Here is a 13,371-nt window from a genome sequence, read left to right on the forward strand (position 1 = left end):
TTTAGATATGGAAAAACTTTCGTGCTATCTCTTTATCTTTATCTAATTGTAATTTAAGCTGCTCCGATGAATCAAATTTACGATTTTCTCGGATGTAAAAAATAAATTCTATTTTAAGTTTCTTGTTTAACAAATCTCCATTGAAATCGAAAATGTTAACTTCAAATCCAAATGGTTTGTTAAATGTAGGGAATTGTCCGATACTTGCCATCCCTATAAATTTTTGGTTGTTATATGTTATTGTTACCCCATATACGCCTGATTTGGGGATAAGTTTGTTTTGAGGAATTTCAAGGTTAGCAGTTGGATAATCTAGTTTACGACCTATTTTGTTTCCGGTAATTACTTTTGAGGATATTGAATATGGTCTTCCAAGTAAAGCGCTTGCTTCAGAAACTTTTCCGTTTGAAATTTGAGTCCTTATTAAACTGCTTGAAACCGGTATTTCGTTTACAAATACCTGAGGTATTTGAATGGTTTCAAACCCATAACATTTACCTATATTAACAAGGGAATGGAAATTCCCGGTCCCATTTTTACCAAACCTGTGGTTATAACCAACCACAACTTTAAGTGGTTTTATGTGGTCAATTAATGCCCATTTTATAAAATCATCTGCTGACATAGATAACAAATGAGAATCAAAAGTTAATACGAGTATGTTTTCTATTCCTAAATCATTTAAAATTTCTGTTTTTTCTTCTAAAGAAGTAATTCTCTTGAGGTTTTCTTTATCTTTAAAAAGCACTTCTCGTGGATACGGTTCAAAAGTTATGATTAAAGAATGTTGTGATTTTATTAATTCATTAATAATTGTAATATGTCCGGAATGAACGCCATCAAATGTTCCGACAGAAACAGATTCGATTTTTATGTCTTTTAATGCATCAGGATCTTTGAAAATTTTCATTTTAATGGAAACTCTATGAGGCGCAAGTTATACTAATAGGAAAAATGTAGAGACAAACGATAATTATCAGTAGGAAACTCGTATAGTCGACTATCAATTCCAAGATCAAATCTAAATTTTTTCAATTTTATTCCTCCTCCGAAAGTAAACCCCTGCCTTTTTCCAATGGCGTCTGCGAAGTAACCGGTTCTTAGCGTAAAAATTCCTCCCAATATATATTCTGCTCCAATTCCTTTCCATGTATCACGGTAAAGGTAGGTAAATCCTCCCTTGGAATCTCTTTGTATGCTATCCAATTCAGATTTAAAGCCAACTAGTATCTTAGTTAACTCTACTGATATCAAAAGGGCGTTTCCGTCCTTATTATTAAAAATCTCACGAGATAATCCTAACCTAAGCGTCAATGGAAGAGGATCGCCCACTCCCGCTTCTATGTATTTTATGTCCGGACCAATGTTCTGGATAGAGAGTCCTGTTCGTGTTTTTGAATTAATCTTGTAAAAAGTAGAAACGTCAAATGCCCATGAATTACCAGAACCGCCATATCTAATACTTCTTCCGTAAAGCTTTTGTATAATGTCTACAGGGGCAAGGAAACTATATATAAACTTGGCTCCTATACCAATCCCCAGAGTTTTACTTAATTTTGTTGCATAACTTATTTTAACTGAAGCATCCCAGGTTGTCCATTCGCCTATTTTATTTCCATTATCATCAGTCCCTTCTGTGTTCCCCGTAGTAAGATATATAAGGTTTCCTCCCAATATTCCATTATTAACAGGGTGTACGACCGAAAAGAACTCGTAATACATACCGGGATATAATCCTGGTAACCAATTTGCGTGCATCAAAGAGACGTCATTTTTAGTCTGGAATGCCATACCTGCATCATTATAATAAGTGGCAATGGCATCGTCCGATATGCCGGTAAATACGGCTCCCATACCGTTAGGTCTTGCTCCGGGATAAATTATAAGAAAAACAGCACCTGCTTCGGAAGTCGCATATAAATACTTGCCGGAAGGGATTAAAATAGACAAAGCAACAATATAAGGAATTAATATTTTTTTCATTTTGATTACTCTCCTATAAACCTTCAATAATCTATAGTAAGTTCCTTATATCGTCTAATGCGGATATATTATATTCTGTAGGTTAATGCCTAAAACATAATAAGTCAAGAAAAAATACTTTGAATAAAGCGTTGTTATTATTTTTTTGCAATACATAAAAGAGATGTTCCAAAAGGGAAGGATATATGTCCTAGTAACCACGCTTCTATGTAGTATAAAGACGTTAATACGTTATTTAGCATATTATTTGTTGGGACTAAATCAGAGGTGGTTTTTTTTAGAAAACAAAAATTTCTCATAACTCTTATCATACAAATAAATGGAAATAAGAAAAAACTCATATAGCTTAATTTTTCGATGCGAAATCCTGCTTGTTGTAATGTTTTTTTTAATGTGGCATACGTGTATCTTCTCTTGTGATGGGATGCTTTATCATGACTTGACCAAAGAAAATTAAAAGCAGGAACGGTAATTATTAAGTATCCTTTATTTTTTAATGTTTTTTTTATTGTTACAAGAGCAGGATTTTCAAGGTCTATATGTTCAAGGACATCCAATAAAACTATTATATCAAAAGCATTTCGTTTAAAAGGCAAATCTTCAATTGTACTTACTAGGAGCTTTTTGTTTTGGTTCTTTGCAAATTGGATTGCAACACGAGAGTTGTCTATACCAAAGACTATTCCATAATCGGCAAGGCAGGAGGAGTTTCCACCTGTTCCGCACCCACCATCAAGGATTTTAATATTTTTGTTTTTAACTATATGTTCTAGCCTTTTGGATATTATTGCCCTTCTTCCTTTAAACCAAAAATGTTTTGATTCAAGTTCAAAATGCTTTGAATACTCGCGAATATCCATAATTATTTGATACCAAGCTCTTAGAGATTGTTATCCCACATGAGGATATCAATCTAATCATATAAATTATGCACTATTTCTTAGAAGCCCTTTGGGCGATAGTCCATTGTCCGTCTCTCTGTCTGCCGACTTGCCTACCGATCTTTTGGGTAGGTTTTTTGGCAGATGGATTATTCTGCCAAGGTGGCGGGCATCATTTTGATACTTGCCCACCTCTGGAAACTTGGTTTGGTGTTATTCCTATAAGTTTATTTACTATATAAAGAGGACGGTGTTTAGTTTCTTCAAAAATTTTCTCTATATACTCACCTATAATACCTAACATAATCAATTGAATTCCACCAAGTAAAAGAATTACCATGATTGTAGATGTCCATCCTTTTACAACCTCTATGCCCGCAAATTTTGCTATTATAGTCAATACTATACCTATGAAACTAAACAAAGAGGTGAAAAACCCTATTCCCACAAATAGATGTAATGGCAAATATGAAAAGGAAGCTAACGCATTAATGGCAAGCTTTGTAGATTTGTTTATGGTGTATTTTGCCTTTCCTCCATATCTTTTATCTCTATTGTATTTTACAAAACCCTGTTTAAAACCTATCCATGGGCGAATACCTCGCAAGAACCTAACTCTTTCCGGAAGGTTAACTAAAATATCAACAATTTCTCTATCCATAAGACAAAAATCTCCGGCATCCAGGGGAATTTTTACATTACTCAATTTATTAAATACCCGGTAAAACATTTTAGAGAACACTCTTTTTTGGAAAGATTCTTTTGTGTTTTTTCTTATCCCATATACTATTTTACAGTTGTTTTTCCATTCTTTTATAAATTCAATAATGATTTCAGGCGGGTCTTGCAAGTCTCCGTCCATAGTAATAACCGCATTTCCTTTTGCAAAATCAATACCGGCAGAAATAGCTTCTTGATGCCCAAAGTTACGAGAAAGGCTAACGATTTTTATTTTAGAGTCTTTTTTGCATAACTTTTCTAATATTTCAAGCGAATGGTCGCTGCTTCCATCGTCTACAAATATTATTTCATATCCTGTTTTATCCACAGAGCTGAGAACTTTAGTTGTTCTAGAATATAGCTCAGGGATTATATTTTCTTCGTTATATATTGGTATGACTATAGAGTATTTAATTTTCATTGTTTTTTTCATCAGAGAAGTGTAATCTTGAATTTCTTAAAAATCAACTAAAAAATTGCTTATGCATAAATAGTATATAATAATGCAAGCATCTTATCTGTCTGCTACCGTCAAACAGGTTTACTAATATTAATAGTATAGATAGAAATGGGCACAAGATTACAGAGGAATCTAATTTTTTAATTGACTTCTGCTTAATCGGATATAAAATTCCCTTATGTGTGGTATAGTGGGGTATATTGGTTCTAGAGATATAAATGCGGTAATACTGGCAGGCTTATGGAAGCTTGAATATAGAGGCTATGATTCTTCAGGGATAGCAACTATTTACGATGGGGAAATTCGTATAAAAAGGGCTATTGGAAAACTGAAAGTTCTTGCGGATTTGCTTGATAAAGAACCATTAAAAGGTAATGTTGGTATTGGGCACACAAGATGGGCAACTCATGGTGAACCTTCAGAAGAAAATGCTCATCCGCAACTTGACTGTTCGGATTCTATCGCAGTAGTTCACAACGGGATAATTGAGAATTATATTAACTTAAAAGAAAAATTAATTTCCGAACATCATATTTTTAGGTCATTTACGGATACAGAAGTAATCCCCCATACTATAGAAAAATACTATACCGATTCTCTTGAGAATGCCGTAATAAAAGCAATGAATGAAATAGACGGTTCTTATGCTTTTGCGGTTATCTCAACGAAAGAGCCCGGAAAAATCGTATGCTGTAAAAAGAATACTCCTCTTGTTATAGGGGTTGGAGAAACAGACAACATTGTGGCATCAGATATCCTTGCTATAGTTGGTTTAACAAGAAAAATAATATATCTGGAAGATAACGAGATTTGCACACTAACAAAGGACAGTATAAAAATAATTGATAAGAATTCCAACGAAATCAAAAGAAAAACAGTATATTTGGATGGCAAAGTATTAGAAGCGGATAAAGGTGGATTTTCGCATTTTATGTTAAAAGAAATTTACGAGCAGCCCAAAGTAATTCATGAAACAATAGAAAAACGATTGCGATCAGAAGAATTATTCAAACCATTCCCTTTGTCCATAAAAGACAGCGAGCTTGTAAAACTTTCAAGAATATTGATTCAAGCCTGTGGAACATCCTGGCATGCAGGACATGTAGGTAAATATATTATTGAGAGCTTGTGCAGAATACATACGGAAGTTGACATATCTTCGGAATTTAGGTATCGCAATCCTGTAACTTCAGGCGAAACATTGGTTATTGCAATTTCACAGTCAGGCGAAACTGCAGATACATTGGCAGGTATAAGAGAGGCAAAATTAGCCTTTTTAAAAGTATTGTCAATTGTAAATGTTGCTGGTAGTACAATAGCAAGAGAATCAAACGATATAATAAATATAGATGCTGGCCCTGAAATTGGGGTTGCATCTACAAAAGCGTATACAGGACAATTATTTGCTCTATACTTATTTGCATTATATTTTTCAAGATTAAAGTGGATTACGAAGGACGATGAGCTTGAGTTGATATTAAAAGAAGTCCGCGCAATTCCTTCGAAGATGCAGATGATTCTGGATAGAGCTTCGCAAGTCGAAGAAATAGCAAAAAAATTTCATCAATCTTCCAATTTTATTTTCCTCGGCAGAGGTATAAATTATCCCTCGGCTCTTGAAGGCGCCCTGAAACTTAAAGAGGTATCTTATATTCATGCAACAGGCTACCCGGCAGGAGAAATGAAGCATGGGCCAATAGCGCTGGTAGACAAAAACTTGCCTATCGTGTGTATAATTCCAAAATCTAATATATACGAAAAAATGTTTTCCAACATAGAAGAAGTAAAAGCGCGTGGGGGACAGATTATTGCAGTGGCAACAGAAGGCGATAAGAAAATCAAAGAGCTTACAGAAAATATATTTTATATACCGGAATGTCCTGAAATCCTTTCCCCATTGCTTGTTGCCTTGCCGCTTCAGTTGTTAGCTTATTACATATCAACATTAAGAGGGCTTGATGTTGATAAACCTCGTAATCTTGCTAAATCAGTTACAGTAGAATAAAAAATATTGAGGTTATGCAAAAATGAGACCTAAAACTCCTGATTTAACTGTAGATATTATTATAGAATATAATAATAGCATTATTCTTATAGAACGGAAAAATCCACCTTATGGTTGGGCACTCCCAGGCGGTTTTGTAGATTACGGAGAAACCGTTGAAGGTGCTGCTATAAGAGAAACTAAGGAGGAGACTTCTTTGGACTTAACGGACTTAGAGCAATTTAAAGTCTACTCTGAACCTTCTCGTGACCCCAGAGGGCATTCAGTATCAGTCGTATTCACGGCTAAAGGAAAAGGCATTCTTAAACCGGATAGCGATGCCGCAAAAGCGAAACTATTTAATAAAAATAACCTTCCTGAAAATATTACGTTTGACCATAGGCAGATTTTAGAAGATTATTTTAGAAAAAAAGATTGGCAAATACTGCGATGACTCCGGAATAAAAAAGGTAAGCAGGGTATTATTTTTTGGGTGTCAGCGTAACGCAAGGAATAATCATTTCCTGCATAGATATTCCACCGTGTTGAAAAGTGTTTTTGTACTCTTTGGTATATTCTTGCGGATGTGTAGGATATATGAAATAATGATCTTCTTTTGCTATCCCGTATCTTGAATTTCCGGGTAATTTATAGTCTGCAGGATTCTCTATGAATAGAGCTTCTTTGGGATTGCATCTCAGCGCAGGACCATATTTATATCTCAAATTTCGGGATATTACTTTACTTCCATAAATCAAGGAAGGTTTTTTAGCGTATAGTGCACCATGGTCAGTAGTCAGGATTATAGTAGCTTTTTCCCTGCTTAAGTTTTTAAGAGCCGCATAAACGTGAGACCTGCTAAACCACAATACAGTCAACGAACGCAAGGCTTCCATATCCGGTATTAATTCATCTACTACCATTGATTCGTATTTTGCATGCACAAGATAGTCCAGGAAATTGACTATTACTGTAACAATTTTTGAATCGTTATGGCTAGTAAGGTTTTTATGTAAGTTCTCTTCGTCTTCCCTGTTTTTTACTCTTACATATTGTGTTTTTATTCCTATTCTTTGCATTTGTGCTTCAAGCAATTCCGACTCATATTTATTAGATTCCGGCTCCCACCACTCGGGATATTTTTCTGCAATGTCTTTTGTGAACAGTCCGCTGACGATTGCATTTCTTGCAAAAGGTGTAGCCGAAGGTAATATGGAAGAATAAAAAGTCTCTTTTATTTCAAAAAATTCTTCAAGAAACGGTCGTATTAAAAACCATTGGTCAACTCGCATGCAATCCATAATAAAGAGATAAACCTTTGGAACTTCCTGAACTTGTGGTACCACGTATTCCGTCATTAGTTGTGGCGAGAACATAGGTGGGCTTGATTCGTTTTTCATCCAGCGTGTATAGTTAAGCTCTACGAATCTGGAGAAAGCAATTTCGCATTCCTGAATCAGTTCCGTATGTAAATTTTTAACTTCCGTATTTTGTCCTATTTTTATTGACCATCTTGATAATTCACAATGAAGTGCTGCCCATTTTTCCCAGTTTAATCCTTGATTTACTTGCTGAATAACTTGAGAGTAAAACTTGGAGTATTCCTGAGGAATACCTTTTTGTATAAGCATATCCCTTTCAAAAATTCTTTTACAGGTAGCTATTAATTGGTTAGGATTCAAGGGCTTTATCAAAAAATCATTAACTCCGCGAATATATGCCTTGTCAACAAGTGCAGATTCTTCGCTTTTTGTTATCATAACAATAGGAACATTTAAATTGATTTTTCTTATATCATTAAGTGTTTCCAGCCCATCTTTTCCCGGCATTATTTCATCCAACAGCACCAAATCAAAGGATTCTTTTTTAATAAAATCGCAGCCTTCTTCCCCGTTTGATACGCCTTTAACAAGATACCCCTGCCCTTGTAAGATTAAAATGTGTGATTTTAGTGATTCAACTTCATCATCTATCCATAATATTTTTTTATTCATATTTCTTTGTTTCCTTTTATACAAGGTAATATTAAAGTAAATATAGAGCCTGTTCCGGATTTTTGTGGTTTATAAAGAATCTTCCCTTTATGTACAAATACAATCCTGTTTACTAAAGCAAGTCCCATTCCCCAGCCGTATTCTTTTGTAGTATAGCCGGGAATGAACATTCTTTTTGCTACACTTTTAGGAATTCCCTTCCCATTATCTTCTACGCTTACCTTAACCGATGAAAAAGAATTGTCGCCACGACGAGATGTTCCATCTTTTTGTACGATAATTTTTATCTCCGTGCTTCCTGCATCTACGGCATTTTTGATCATATTTTCCATTGCCCAACAGAATAGTTCACCGTCTACGTTAGCCGTGATAGTATCTAACATTTCAGTTTCAATTTTGACTTTACTGGATATTCTTTTGTTTAAATAGTTTAGCACCTCTTTTATTAAATCAGATAAGTTTTGATTGGTTGGCTTTACTGGGGAACCTATTTTGTGAAACCTTGATACTACTTTACTTATATGTTCGAGGTCTTCATTTATTGCTGTTTTTATATTTGGGTCTGTTATGAACTCTTTCCATCCCATAAGAGAAGAAATTGGGGTTCCAAGTTGATGAGCTGTTTCTTTTGACATACCGGCAAAAATAGCATTCTCTTCACTCCTTTTAAGTGTGTATAACCAGAATAGTCCGATTATTACAAGTAAAAGGCCTAAAGATAGGGTTGCATAAGGTGCAAGATTTAAGAGTTTCTGTAATCGTGTTTTCCCATAATGAACGGTCGCGAGAGTCTTATTGTCATATTTAATTTCTACCGGCTTATATTCTTTATCAAGCTTCCTTATTACATCTGGGGTAGAAGATTTTACATTCCTTGCAGATAAGACATTGCCGTCTGGTCCGGTAACTATAACAGGAAAAGATATTCCTTTAATTATTTCGTCAAAAATGATGGACGTTTCTTCTTCTGTAATATTTGCACAAAATCGACCATAAACTGTCGAAGTGGTTTCCGTTTCTTTTTCTATTGCCCTTGCAATGTATTGTGTATAAAGCAGAAATAGAATTGTAACTGCTAAAGCGGCAAAAATTAGATAACTTTTTAGCGGCTTGTACATAGTATTTTAATGATTTTATTTGCAACTTCTTCCGAACTGATTTTTTCTTTATTTTCAATCTCTTTTAGCTTTATTCTGTAGTTTATAAATGGCGAAAGAATGCAACCTATCCTAAGCCCTGCTCCGCTTATCCACGTTAACAAATCGTTTTCTAAGTTCAGGTCTATTGAAATATCTGCCTGTAGATTTCTTATTTCAGTTCGTAGTTTAAAAAACCTGCGGGAAAATAATTTAGGTACAGTGTCATAACAAATAACTTCATTAAATAACCTTGAGTTTCTAATAGATAATGAATGGTCTTCGCTTGTAATCCCTATTATATCGGAAGAACTAAATTTATTTTTCAGGGTAGTTATTGCAGGAACAATTAAATCACTTCTATAATGGTCTATTGGGAATAGAATTAGTATTTTATCTGGCTCTTTCAACATTTGTAAAGGTAAAATGTCCTTTTTGTAATTTAAACTTGAGATTTTCTTAAATATATTCATTTTTCATTTTCTATTCGCGCTATGGCAATCAACGTCTAAACGAAATCTCGTATTGAACATTGTCTGCTCCCCGTAGGCGAATGATTTCTTAAGCTATCACGACTACTGCCGTCGCTAATTTTTCTGTGTGAGAAATGCTTAATTTTACGTTTTTTAATTTTTTGTTTTTTAATTTAATTTCAGGGATAACGCCCAAAGACTCTACATCTTTCCAATGCAACCCTCTAACTTTTACCGCTTTGGAAAAAGCTTCTTTTGTAGCAAACCTACCAGCTAAATAAGATAACCTTTTCCCTCGCATTTCCCATTCTTTTAATTCTCTTTCGGTAAATACTTTGTTTAAAAATCTGGAATCGTATTTTTTTATAAGAATACCTATTCTTTTGATATCCACTATATCAATTCCTACTGTCATATTCAAGTGTGGATATTATTAAACGTGGGATTTTATGCTGTTAATCAGGATTTCTGTGAACCATTGGCGGTGAGAACCTTTCCTGCGATAATTCTTCTTGGATTTGTATTTGTATCTGAGTTTTTTCGCAGATTTATCCGTTCTGAGAATTTCCGCCTCGCATTCGGCATTTTTCACATAAGGATTGCCCATAGAAGGTGTATTGCCATCTATTAGCATCATTATTGGAAATTTTACCTTATCGCCTATGTTCCCTTTTAACTTAGGAACTTTTACTTTAGAGTTTTCTTTGACTTCATATTGAAACCCTGATACTTCTATGATTGCTTCCATTTTATTCCTTTCCTGCTGGTATATTTCCTGCGGGAGTTTTTCCTGCCGGCATATTAGTTTGCATTTCACCTTTTTTAATTGCTTTTTCTACTGCAGTCTCATATTTTACACGTTTGTTGCCTAAAATAGTCAAACTAAACGAGGTTATAATAAACAACGCAAGTAACACCACCGTAGTTTTTGTAAGAAACGGCGCTGCACCTCTACCACCAAATACAGATTGCCCACCTCCGCCGAACGCAGTAGAGAATCCGCCTTCCCTTTGTTGCATGAGAATCACGACAATTAATAACACTACTACCACAACGTGAAACCCTAACAAAACACCATACATTCTCACTCCTCCTTGCTAGATACTTAAACTATTATGGTATAATAATTGAATCCCCATTATTGTCAATAAGATTTTTTCTACTACCCATATGTAAATTGTATAAACTCTTGTTTTTTTGCTGTGTGCAGAGAGAATAGTATCGATCCTACCGAATTAGGATTAGTTTCCTTGTTGCTTTATAATCTCCTGCTGCAAATTTCACAAAATAAACTCCTGTAGGGACATTACTTGCATCCCATTCAACTTTGTTTTCCTTTCCGGGCGCCATAGTTTTTACTATTCTTCCTGAAATTTCATAAATCTTTAAGTCTTGTGGCTCAATTTTTAAACTACTTGAATACCTGAAAGTAATTATATTATTTCCGAAACTTTGTTCCACTCTGAAGCTGTTTCCGCTTGATTCCGTTTGCCCCTCTTCTGTTCCAACGGTTGCAACAATAACGCTATCTTCGCGAGGTTTGTAATTATGTTTTGTCACTGTCAAATACAAAACCCCGGGAGCAGAAGCAGGCGGTAAAATATCAAGCGTTACATTTCCACTTGAATTAGTGTATCCTCTAGCGTAAATTTCTCCTGATTTCATTGCGCACACAAATGCGCTTTCTATAGGGGCTTTACTATTTGTTACACTCACATCAAAATTTGTTTCCCCTGTTTTTAGCGTGTCATTATGGGCAATAAATAAGTTTCCGGGTTCGTTTGTCCACATTGGCATTTCCGGGTCGCCCAATAAATTCAACTCATATATAACCCATGCCCAGAGGTATTCGAAACTTACATTCCATTGAATTCTCGAAACAAAATTATCTTTTGATACGGCATGTGCTTCTCCTAAATGCCATCTATTATGATAAAAGGTTTCACTATAAAAGGATGTATCTAAAGCTTCTGAAAAACATAGCAAAACCTGGTCTCCCCAACCGGCTCTTGAATTCATAATCGCTGCTACCCCGCCTCCTGCAGTAGTTAAAAGATGTTCGGCAAAGGAGTCGTAACCATAAAGACTTGTCCCTTTATCAAAAGCTCCTACAAAACAACAGGAAGAATTTAATATTCCACGCTTATTTCCATTCTTTAATGTATCAATATTGTTTGAAGCCAAATAAGGACTGCTTGTATAAAGAAGCGCGCTAGAAGGATTCCCATGCCCGAATAAATGAGTAAATCCTACGCCCGAATTCAGAGTGTCAATAGTTCTTGTTCTTGTCAAGCTTCCGCTTGCTTCGTAAAGCTTTATATCTAATAACCCCGAAGGAGTAATTGTAGAGATTGCGTTGGGTGTCCTTGTCCCATCGTGTTGAGTAGATGCTCTTGCGGATGGCAGAAAAATTCGTTTTAAATATCCTGACGGAGGTGTTTTTTCGTAAGTCAATACTTTGTTCACAAAAGTCTGAACTTGCGCTTTTGTACGAACAGATGCTCTTCCTACAAATACGTCCGAATAGTAATCTAAAGTATCTCCGTTTAAAGGTTTTTCTCCCCATATGGCATCTCCATCGTTATTCCAGCTTCCATCCAGGTCGGAAAAATATAAATCACTGGGAATCGTATCTTCGTCGGTGTAACTTCCATTGCCGGAAGTCCAGTAATATACATCTCTTCTTGGCACTATTAATTGGTTGTTTTCATAATCGCATTGTCCGCCAAGAAGTACCCACATTGTTCCCCAGCTTGTATTTGCATACTTTATAAAGTTTCTTATTTTTTCCTGGTTATCCCTGCCTGAATATGAAGAATAAATGGAAGTTGTCGTTACTATTCTTGCAGGCACGCCTTTTTTTGTTTTCCAATCGGCAAGCGGCTGAAAAGATGAAACAAAAGAATCCGTTGTTATAATTACATACTCTGCAGTATCGGCTGTAAGTGACTTGCCGGAAGGAGAATAATAATTAATATCCTCAGGGTTCAGAACTTTTTCTTTTACTATATTTTGGAAAATATCTTTTTGCTCTTTTGTTTTTTGAATTACGGGAGAACTAACTTCTTTGTACCTAATCTGTATTTCCATTTTGGAATTCAGGAAAAGACTATTCTTTGTTGGATTGTATTGAATGGGATAAACGATAAAACTTGAGATTCTGTATCCTCCCATATTTCCTGTATTAGAGTGTTCAATAAGCGTTGCAGGGAAAGTGGCATCCTGATTGTATATGTTTACATCCGGCGATACCCATCCGGGAGACATTTCTGCCGACATTGTTTGCGGTAGTTGAGCAGGGCATATTTTGTATTCTCCGGGAATAGTTTCTTTGTTAGATTTTATTATTCTAACATCAGTGACGACCGCACCGTTTGGCAATAAAAATTGAACTGCAGTTTTAGGAAGCATAGGCGCACCTGCATTATGCATAAGCTCACAACCTTTTAGAGTTACGATATCATATCCTTTAATTTTTTGAAAACTCAAATCACTTGTTTTAAATACAAGTGTTTTATTTATTTGCCCACCAAATGCAAAAGAAGAGAGCGCTAAAAGTCCTAATATTTTTAAACTTTTCATGTATCTCCTTTTTTACTTTCTATACTAAACTCTGCACTTTCTACTTAATACTATTCTCTTTTCTTGTCAATAATTAATCTTTGTTTCATTGTTGTTTAAAGGTAGGTTCTTAGAGAGAGTAGAGAAAAGCGGCTATAGGATGAAAAGCAAAGAAAAAG

The 13,371-nt window shown here is 35.1% G+C and carries 13 protein-coding genes; 2 read left to right on the forward strand and 11 right to left on the reverse strand.

Annotation, left to right across the window (positions count from 1 at the left end; translation table 11 throughout):
* Window position 1: 1 nt before the first annotated feature.
* The 4 genes from WC614_12245 to WC614_12260 form a co-directional block, all read right to left on the reverse strand.
* Window positions 2-910, reverse strand: a complete 909-nt coding sequence (locus WC614_12245; GenBank protein MFA5033773.1) for a bifunctional riboflavin kinase/FAD synthetase — start codon at window positions 908-910, stop codon at window positions 2-4.
* A gap of 32 nt (window positions 911-942) precedes the next feature.
* The gene (locus WC614_12250) at window positions 943-1,983 is read right to left on the reverse strand and encodes a PorV/PorQ family protein (GenBank protein MFA5033774.1); all 1,041 of its coding nucleotides are present in this window, start codon (window positions 1,981-1,983) and stop codon (window positions 943-945) included.
* Window positions 1,984-2,120: 137 nt separating this feature from the next.
* A complete protein-coding gene (locus tag WC614_12255; protein MFA5033775.1) occupies window positions 2,121-2,843 on the reverse strand; it encodes a class I SAM-dependent methyltransferase in 723 nt (240 codons plus the stop codon).
* A gap of 193 nt (window positions 2,844-3,036) precedes the next feature.
* Window positions 3,037-4,017, reverse strand: coding sequence for a glycosyltransferase family 2 protein (locus WC614_12260; protein ID MFA5033776.1), 981 nt, complete (start codon window positions 4,015-4,017; stop codon window positions 3,037-3,039).
* A 205-nt stretch (window positions 4,018-4,222) separates the two neighbouring features.
* Here WC614_12260 and glmS point away from each other — a divergent pair, with 205 nt between their 5' ends.
* The gene (gene glmS / locus WC614_12265; protein ID MFA5033777.1) at window positions 4,223-6,049 is read left to right on the forward strand and encodes a glutamine--fructose-6-phosphate transaminase (isomerizing); all 1,827 of its coding nucleotides are present in this window, start codon (window positions 4,223-4,225) and stop codon (window positions 6,047-6,049) included.
* A 22-nt stretch (window positions 6,050-6,071) separates the two neighbouring features.
* Window positions 6,072-6,482 (forward strand): NUDIX hydrolase, encoded by a 411-nt coding sequence (locus WC614_12270; GenBank protein MFA5033778.1) that lies wholly within the window; start codon window positions 6,072-6,074, stop codon window positions 6,480-6,482.
* A 28-nt stretch (window positions 6,483-6,510) separates the two neighbouring features.
* On the opposite strand, the gene WC614_12275 is transcribed toward WC614_12270, so the two are convergent.
* The 7 genes from WC614_12275 to WC614_12305 form a co-directional block, all read right to left on the reverse strand.
* Complete coding sequence (locus WC614_12275; GenBank protein MFA5033779.1) at window positions 6,511-8,022, reverse strand: bifunctional response regulator/alkaline phosphatase family protein; 1,512 nt, start codon at window positions 8,020-8,022, stop codon at window positions 6,511-6,513.
* Window positions 8,019-9,140: an ATP-binding protein gene (locus WC614_12280; protein MFA5033780.1), complete on the reverse strand. Its 1,122-nt coding sequence runs from the start codon at window positions 9,138-9,140 to the stop codon at window positions 8,019-8,021. The genes WC614_12275 and WC614_12280 overlap by 4 nt, the downstream gene beginning before the upstream one ends.
* Window positions 9,125-9,631, reverse strand: coding sequence for a hypothetical protein (locus tag WC614_12285; GenBank protein ID MFA5033781.1), 507 nt, complete (start codon window positions 9,629-9,631; stop codon window positions 9,125-9,127). Before WC614_12285 ends, WC614_12280 begins: the two co-directional genes overlap by 16 nt.
* Window positions 9,632-9,719: 88 nt before the next feature.
* Complete coding sequence (acpS, locus tag WC614_12290; protein MFA5033782.1) at window positions 9,720-10,046, reverse strand: holo-ACP synthase; 327 nt, start codon at window positions 10,044-10,046, stop codon at window positions 9,720-9,722.
* Window positions 10,047-10,064: 18 nt separating this feature from the next.
* Window positions 10,065-10,379, reverse strand: a complete 315-nt coding sequence (rplU, locus tag WC614_12295) for a 50S ribosomal protein L21 (GenBank protein MFA5033783.1) — start codon at window positions 10,377-10,379, stop codon at window positions 10,065-10,067.
* A gap of 1 nt (window position 10,380) precedes the next feature.
* Complete coding sequence (gene secG, locus WC614_12300; protein MFA5033784.1) at window positions 10,381-10,713, reverse strand: preprotein translocase subunit SecG; 333 nt, start codon at window positions 10,711-10,713, stop codon at window positions 10,381-10,383.
* A 145-nt stretch (window positions 10,714-10,858) separates the two neighbouring features.
* Window positions 10,859-13,213 carry a C25 family cysteine peptidase gene (locus WC614_12305; protein ID MFA5033785.1) on the reverse strand — a complete coding sequence of 785 codons (2,355 nt, stop codon included), beginning with the start codon at window positions 13,211-13,213 and terminating at the stop codon, window positions 10,859-10,861.
* Window positions 13,214-13,371 lie beyond the last annotated feature (158 nt).

The organism is bacterium, from assembly GCA_041649255.1.
Taxonomy (GTDB): domain Bacteria; phylum Hydrothermota; class UBA3073; order JACQXS01; family JAQTXJ01; genus JAQTXJ01.

Excerpts from the sequence above, each read along its gene's own strand:
- WC614_12245 (MFA5033773.1), bottom strand. The coding sequence starts at position 910 with ATGAAAATTTTCAAAGATCCTGATGCATTAAAAGACATAAAAATCGAA.
- WC614_12250 (MFA5033774.1), bottom strand. The coding sequence starts at position 1,983 with ATGAAAAAAATATTAATTCCTTATATTGTTGCTTTGTCTATTTTAATC.
- WC614_12255 (MFA5033775.1), bottom strand. The coding sequence starts at position 2,843 with ATGGATATTCGCGAGTATTCAAAGCATTTTGAACTTGAATCAAAACAT.
- WC614_12260 (MFA5033776.1), bottom strand. The coding sequence starts at position 4,017 with ATGAAAAAAACAATGAAAATTAAATACTCTATAGTCATACCAATATAT.
- glmS (MFA5033777.1), top strand. The coding sequence starts at position 4,223 with ATGTGTGGTATAGTGGGGTATATTGGTTCTAGAGATATAAATGCGGTA.
- WC614_12270 (MFA5033778.1), top strand. The coding sequence starts at position 6,072 with ATGAGACCTAAAACTCCTGATTTAACTGTAGATATTATTATAGAATAT.
- WC614_12275 (MFA5033779.1), bottom strand. The coding sequence starts at position 8,022 with ATGAATAAAAAAATATTATGGATAGATGATGAAGTTGAATCACTAAAA.
- WC614_12280 (MFA5033780.1), bottom strand. The coding sequence starts at position 9,140 with ATGTACAAGCCGCTAAAAAGTTATCTAATTTTTGCCGCTTTAGCAGTT.
- WC614_12285 (MFA5033781.1), bottom strand. The coding sequence starts at position 9,631 with ATGAATATATTTAAGAAAATCTCAAGTTTAAATTACAAAAAGGACATT.
- acpS (MFA5033782.1), bottom strand. The coding sequence starts at position 10,046 with ATGACAGTAGGAATTGATATAGTGGATATCAAAAGAATAGGTATTCTT.
- rplU (MFA5033783.1), bottom strand. The coding sequence starts at position 10,379 with ATGGAAGCAATCATAGAAGTATCAGGGTTTCAATATGAAGTCAAAGAA.
- secG (MFA5033784.1), bottom strand. The coding sequence starts at position 10,713 with ATGTATGGTGTTTTGTTAGGGTTTCACGTTGTGGTAGTAGTGTTATTA.
- WC614_12305 (MFA5033785.1), bottom strand. The coding sequence starts at position 13,213 with ATGAAAAGTTTAAAAATATTAGGACTTTTAGCGCTCTCTTCTTTTGCA.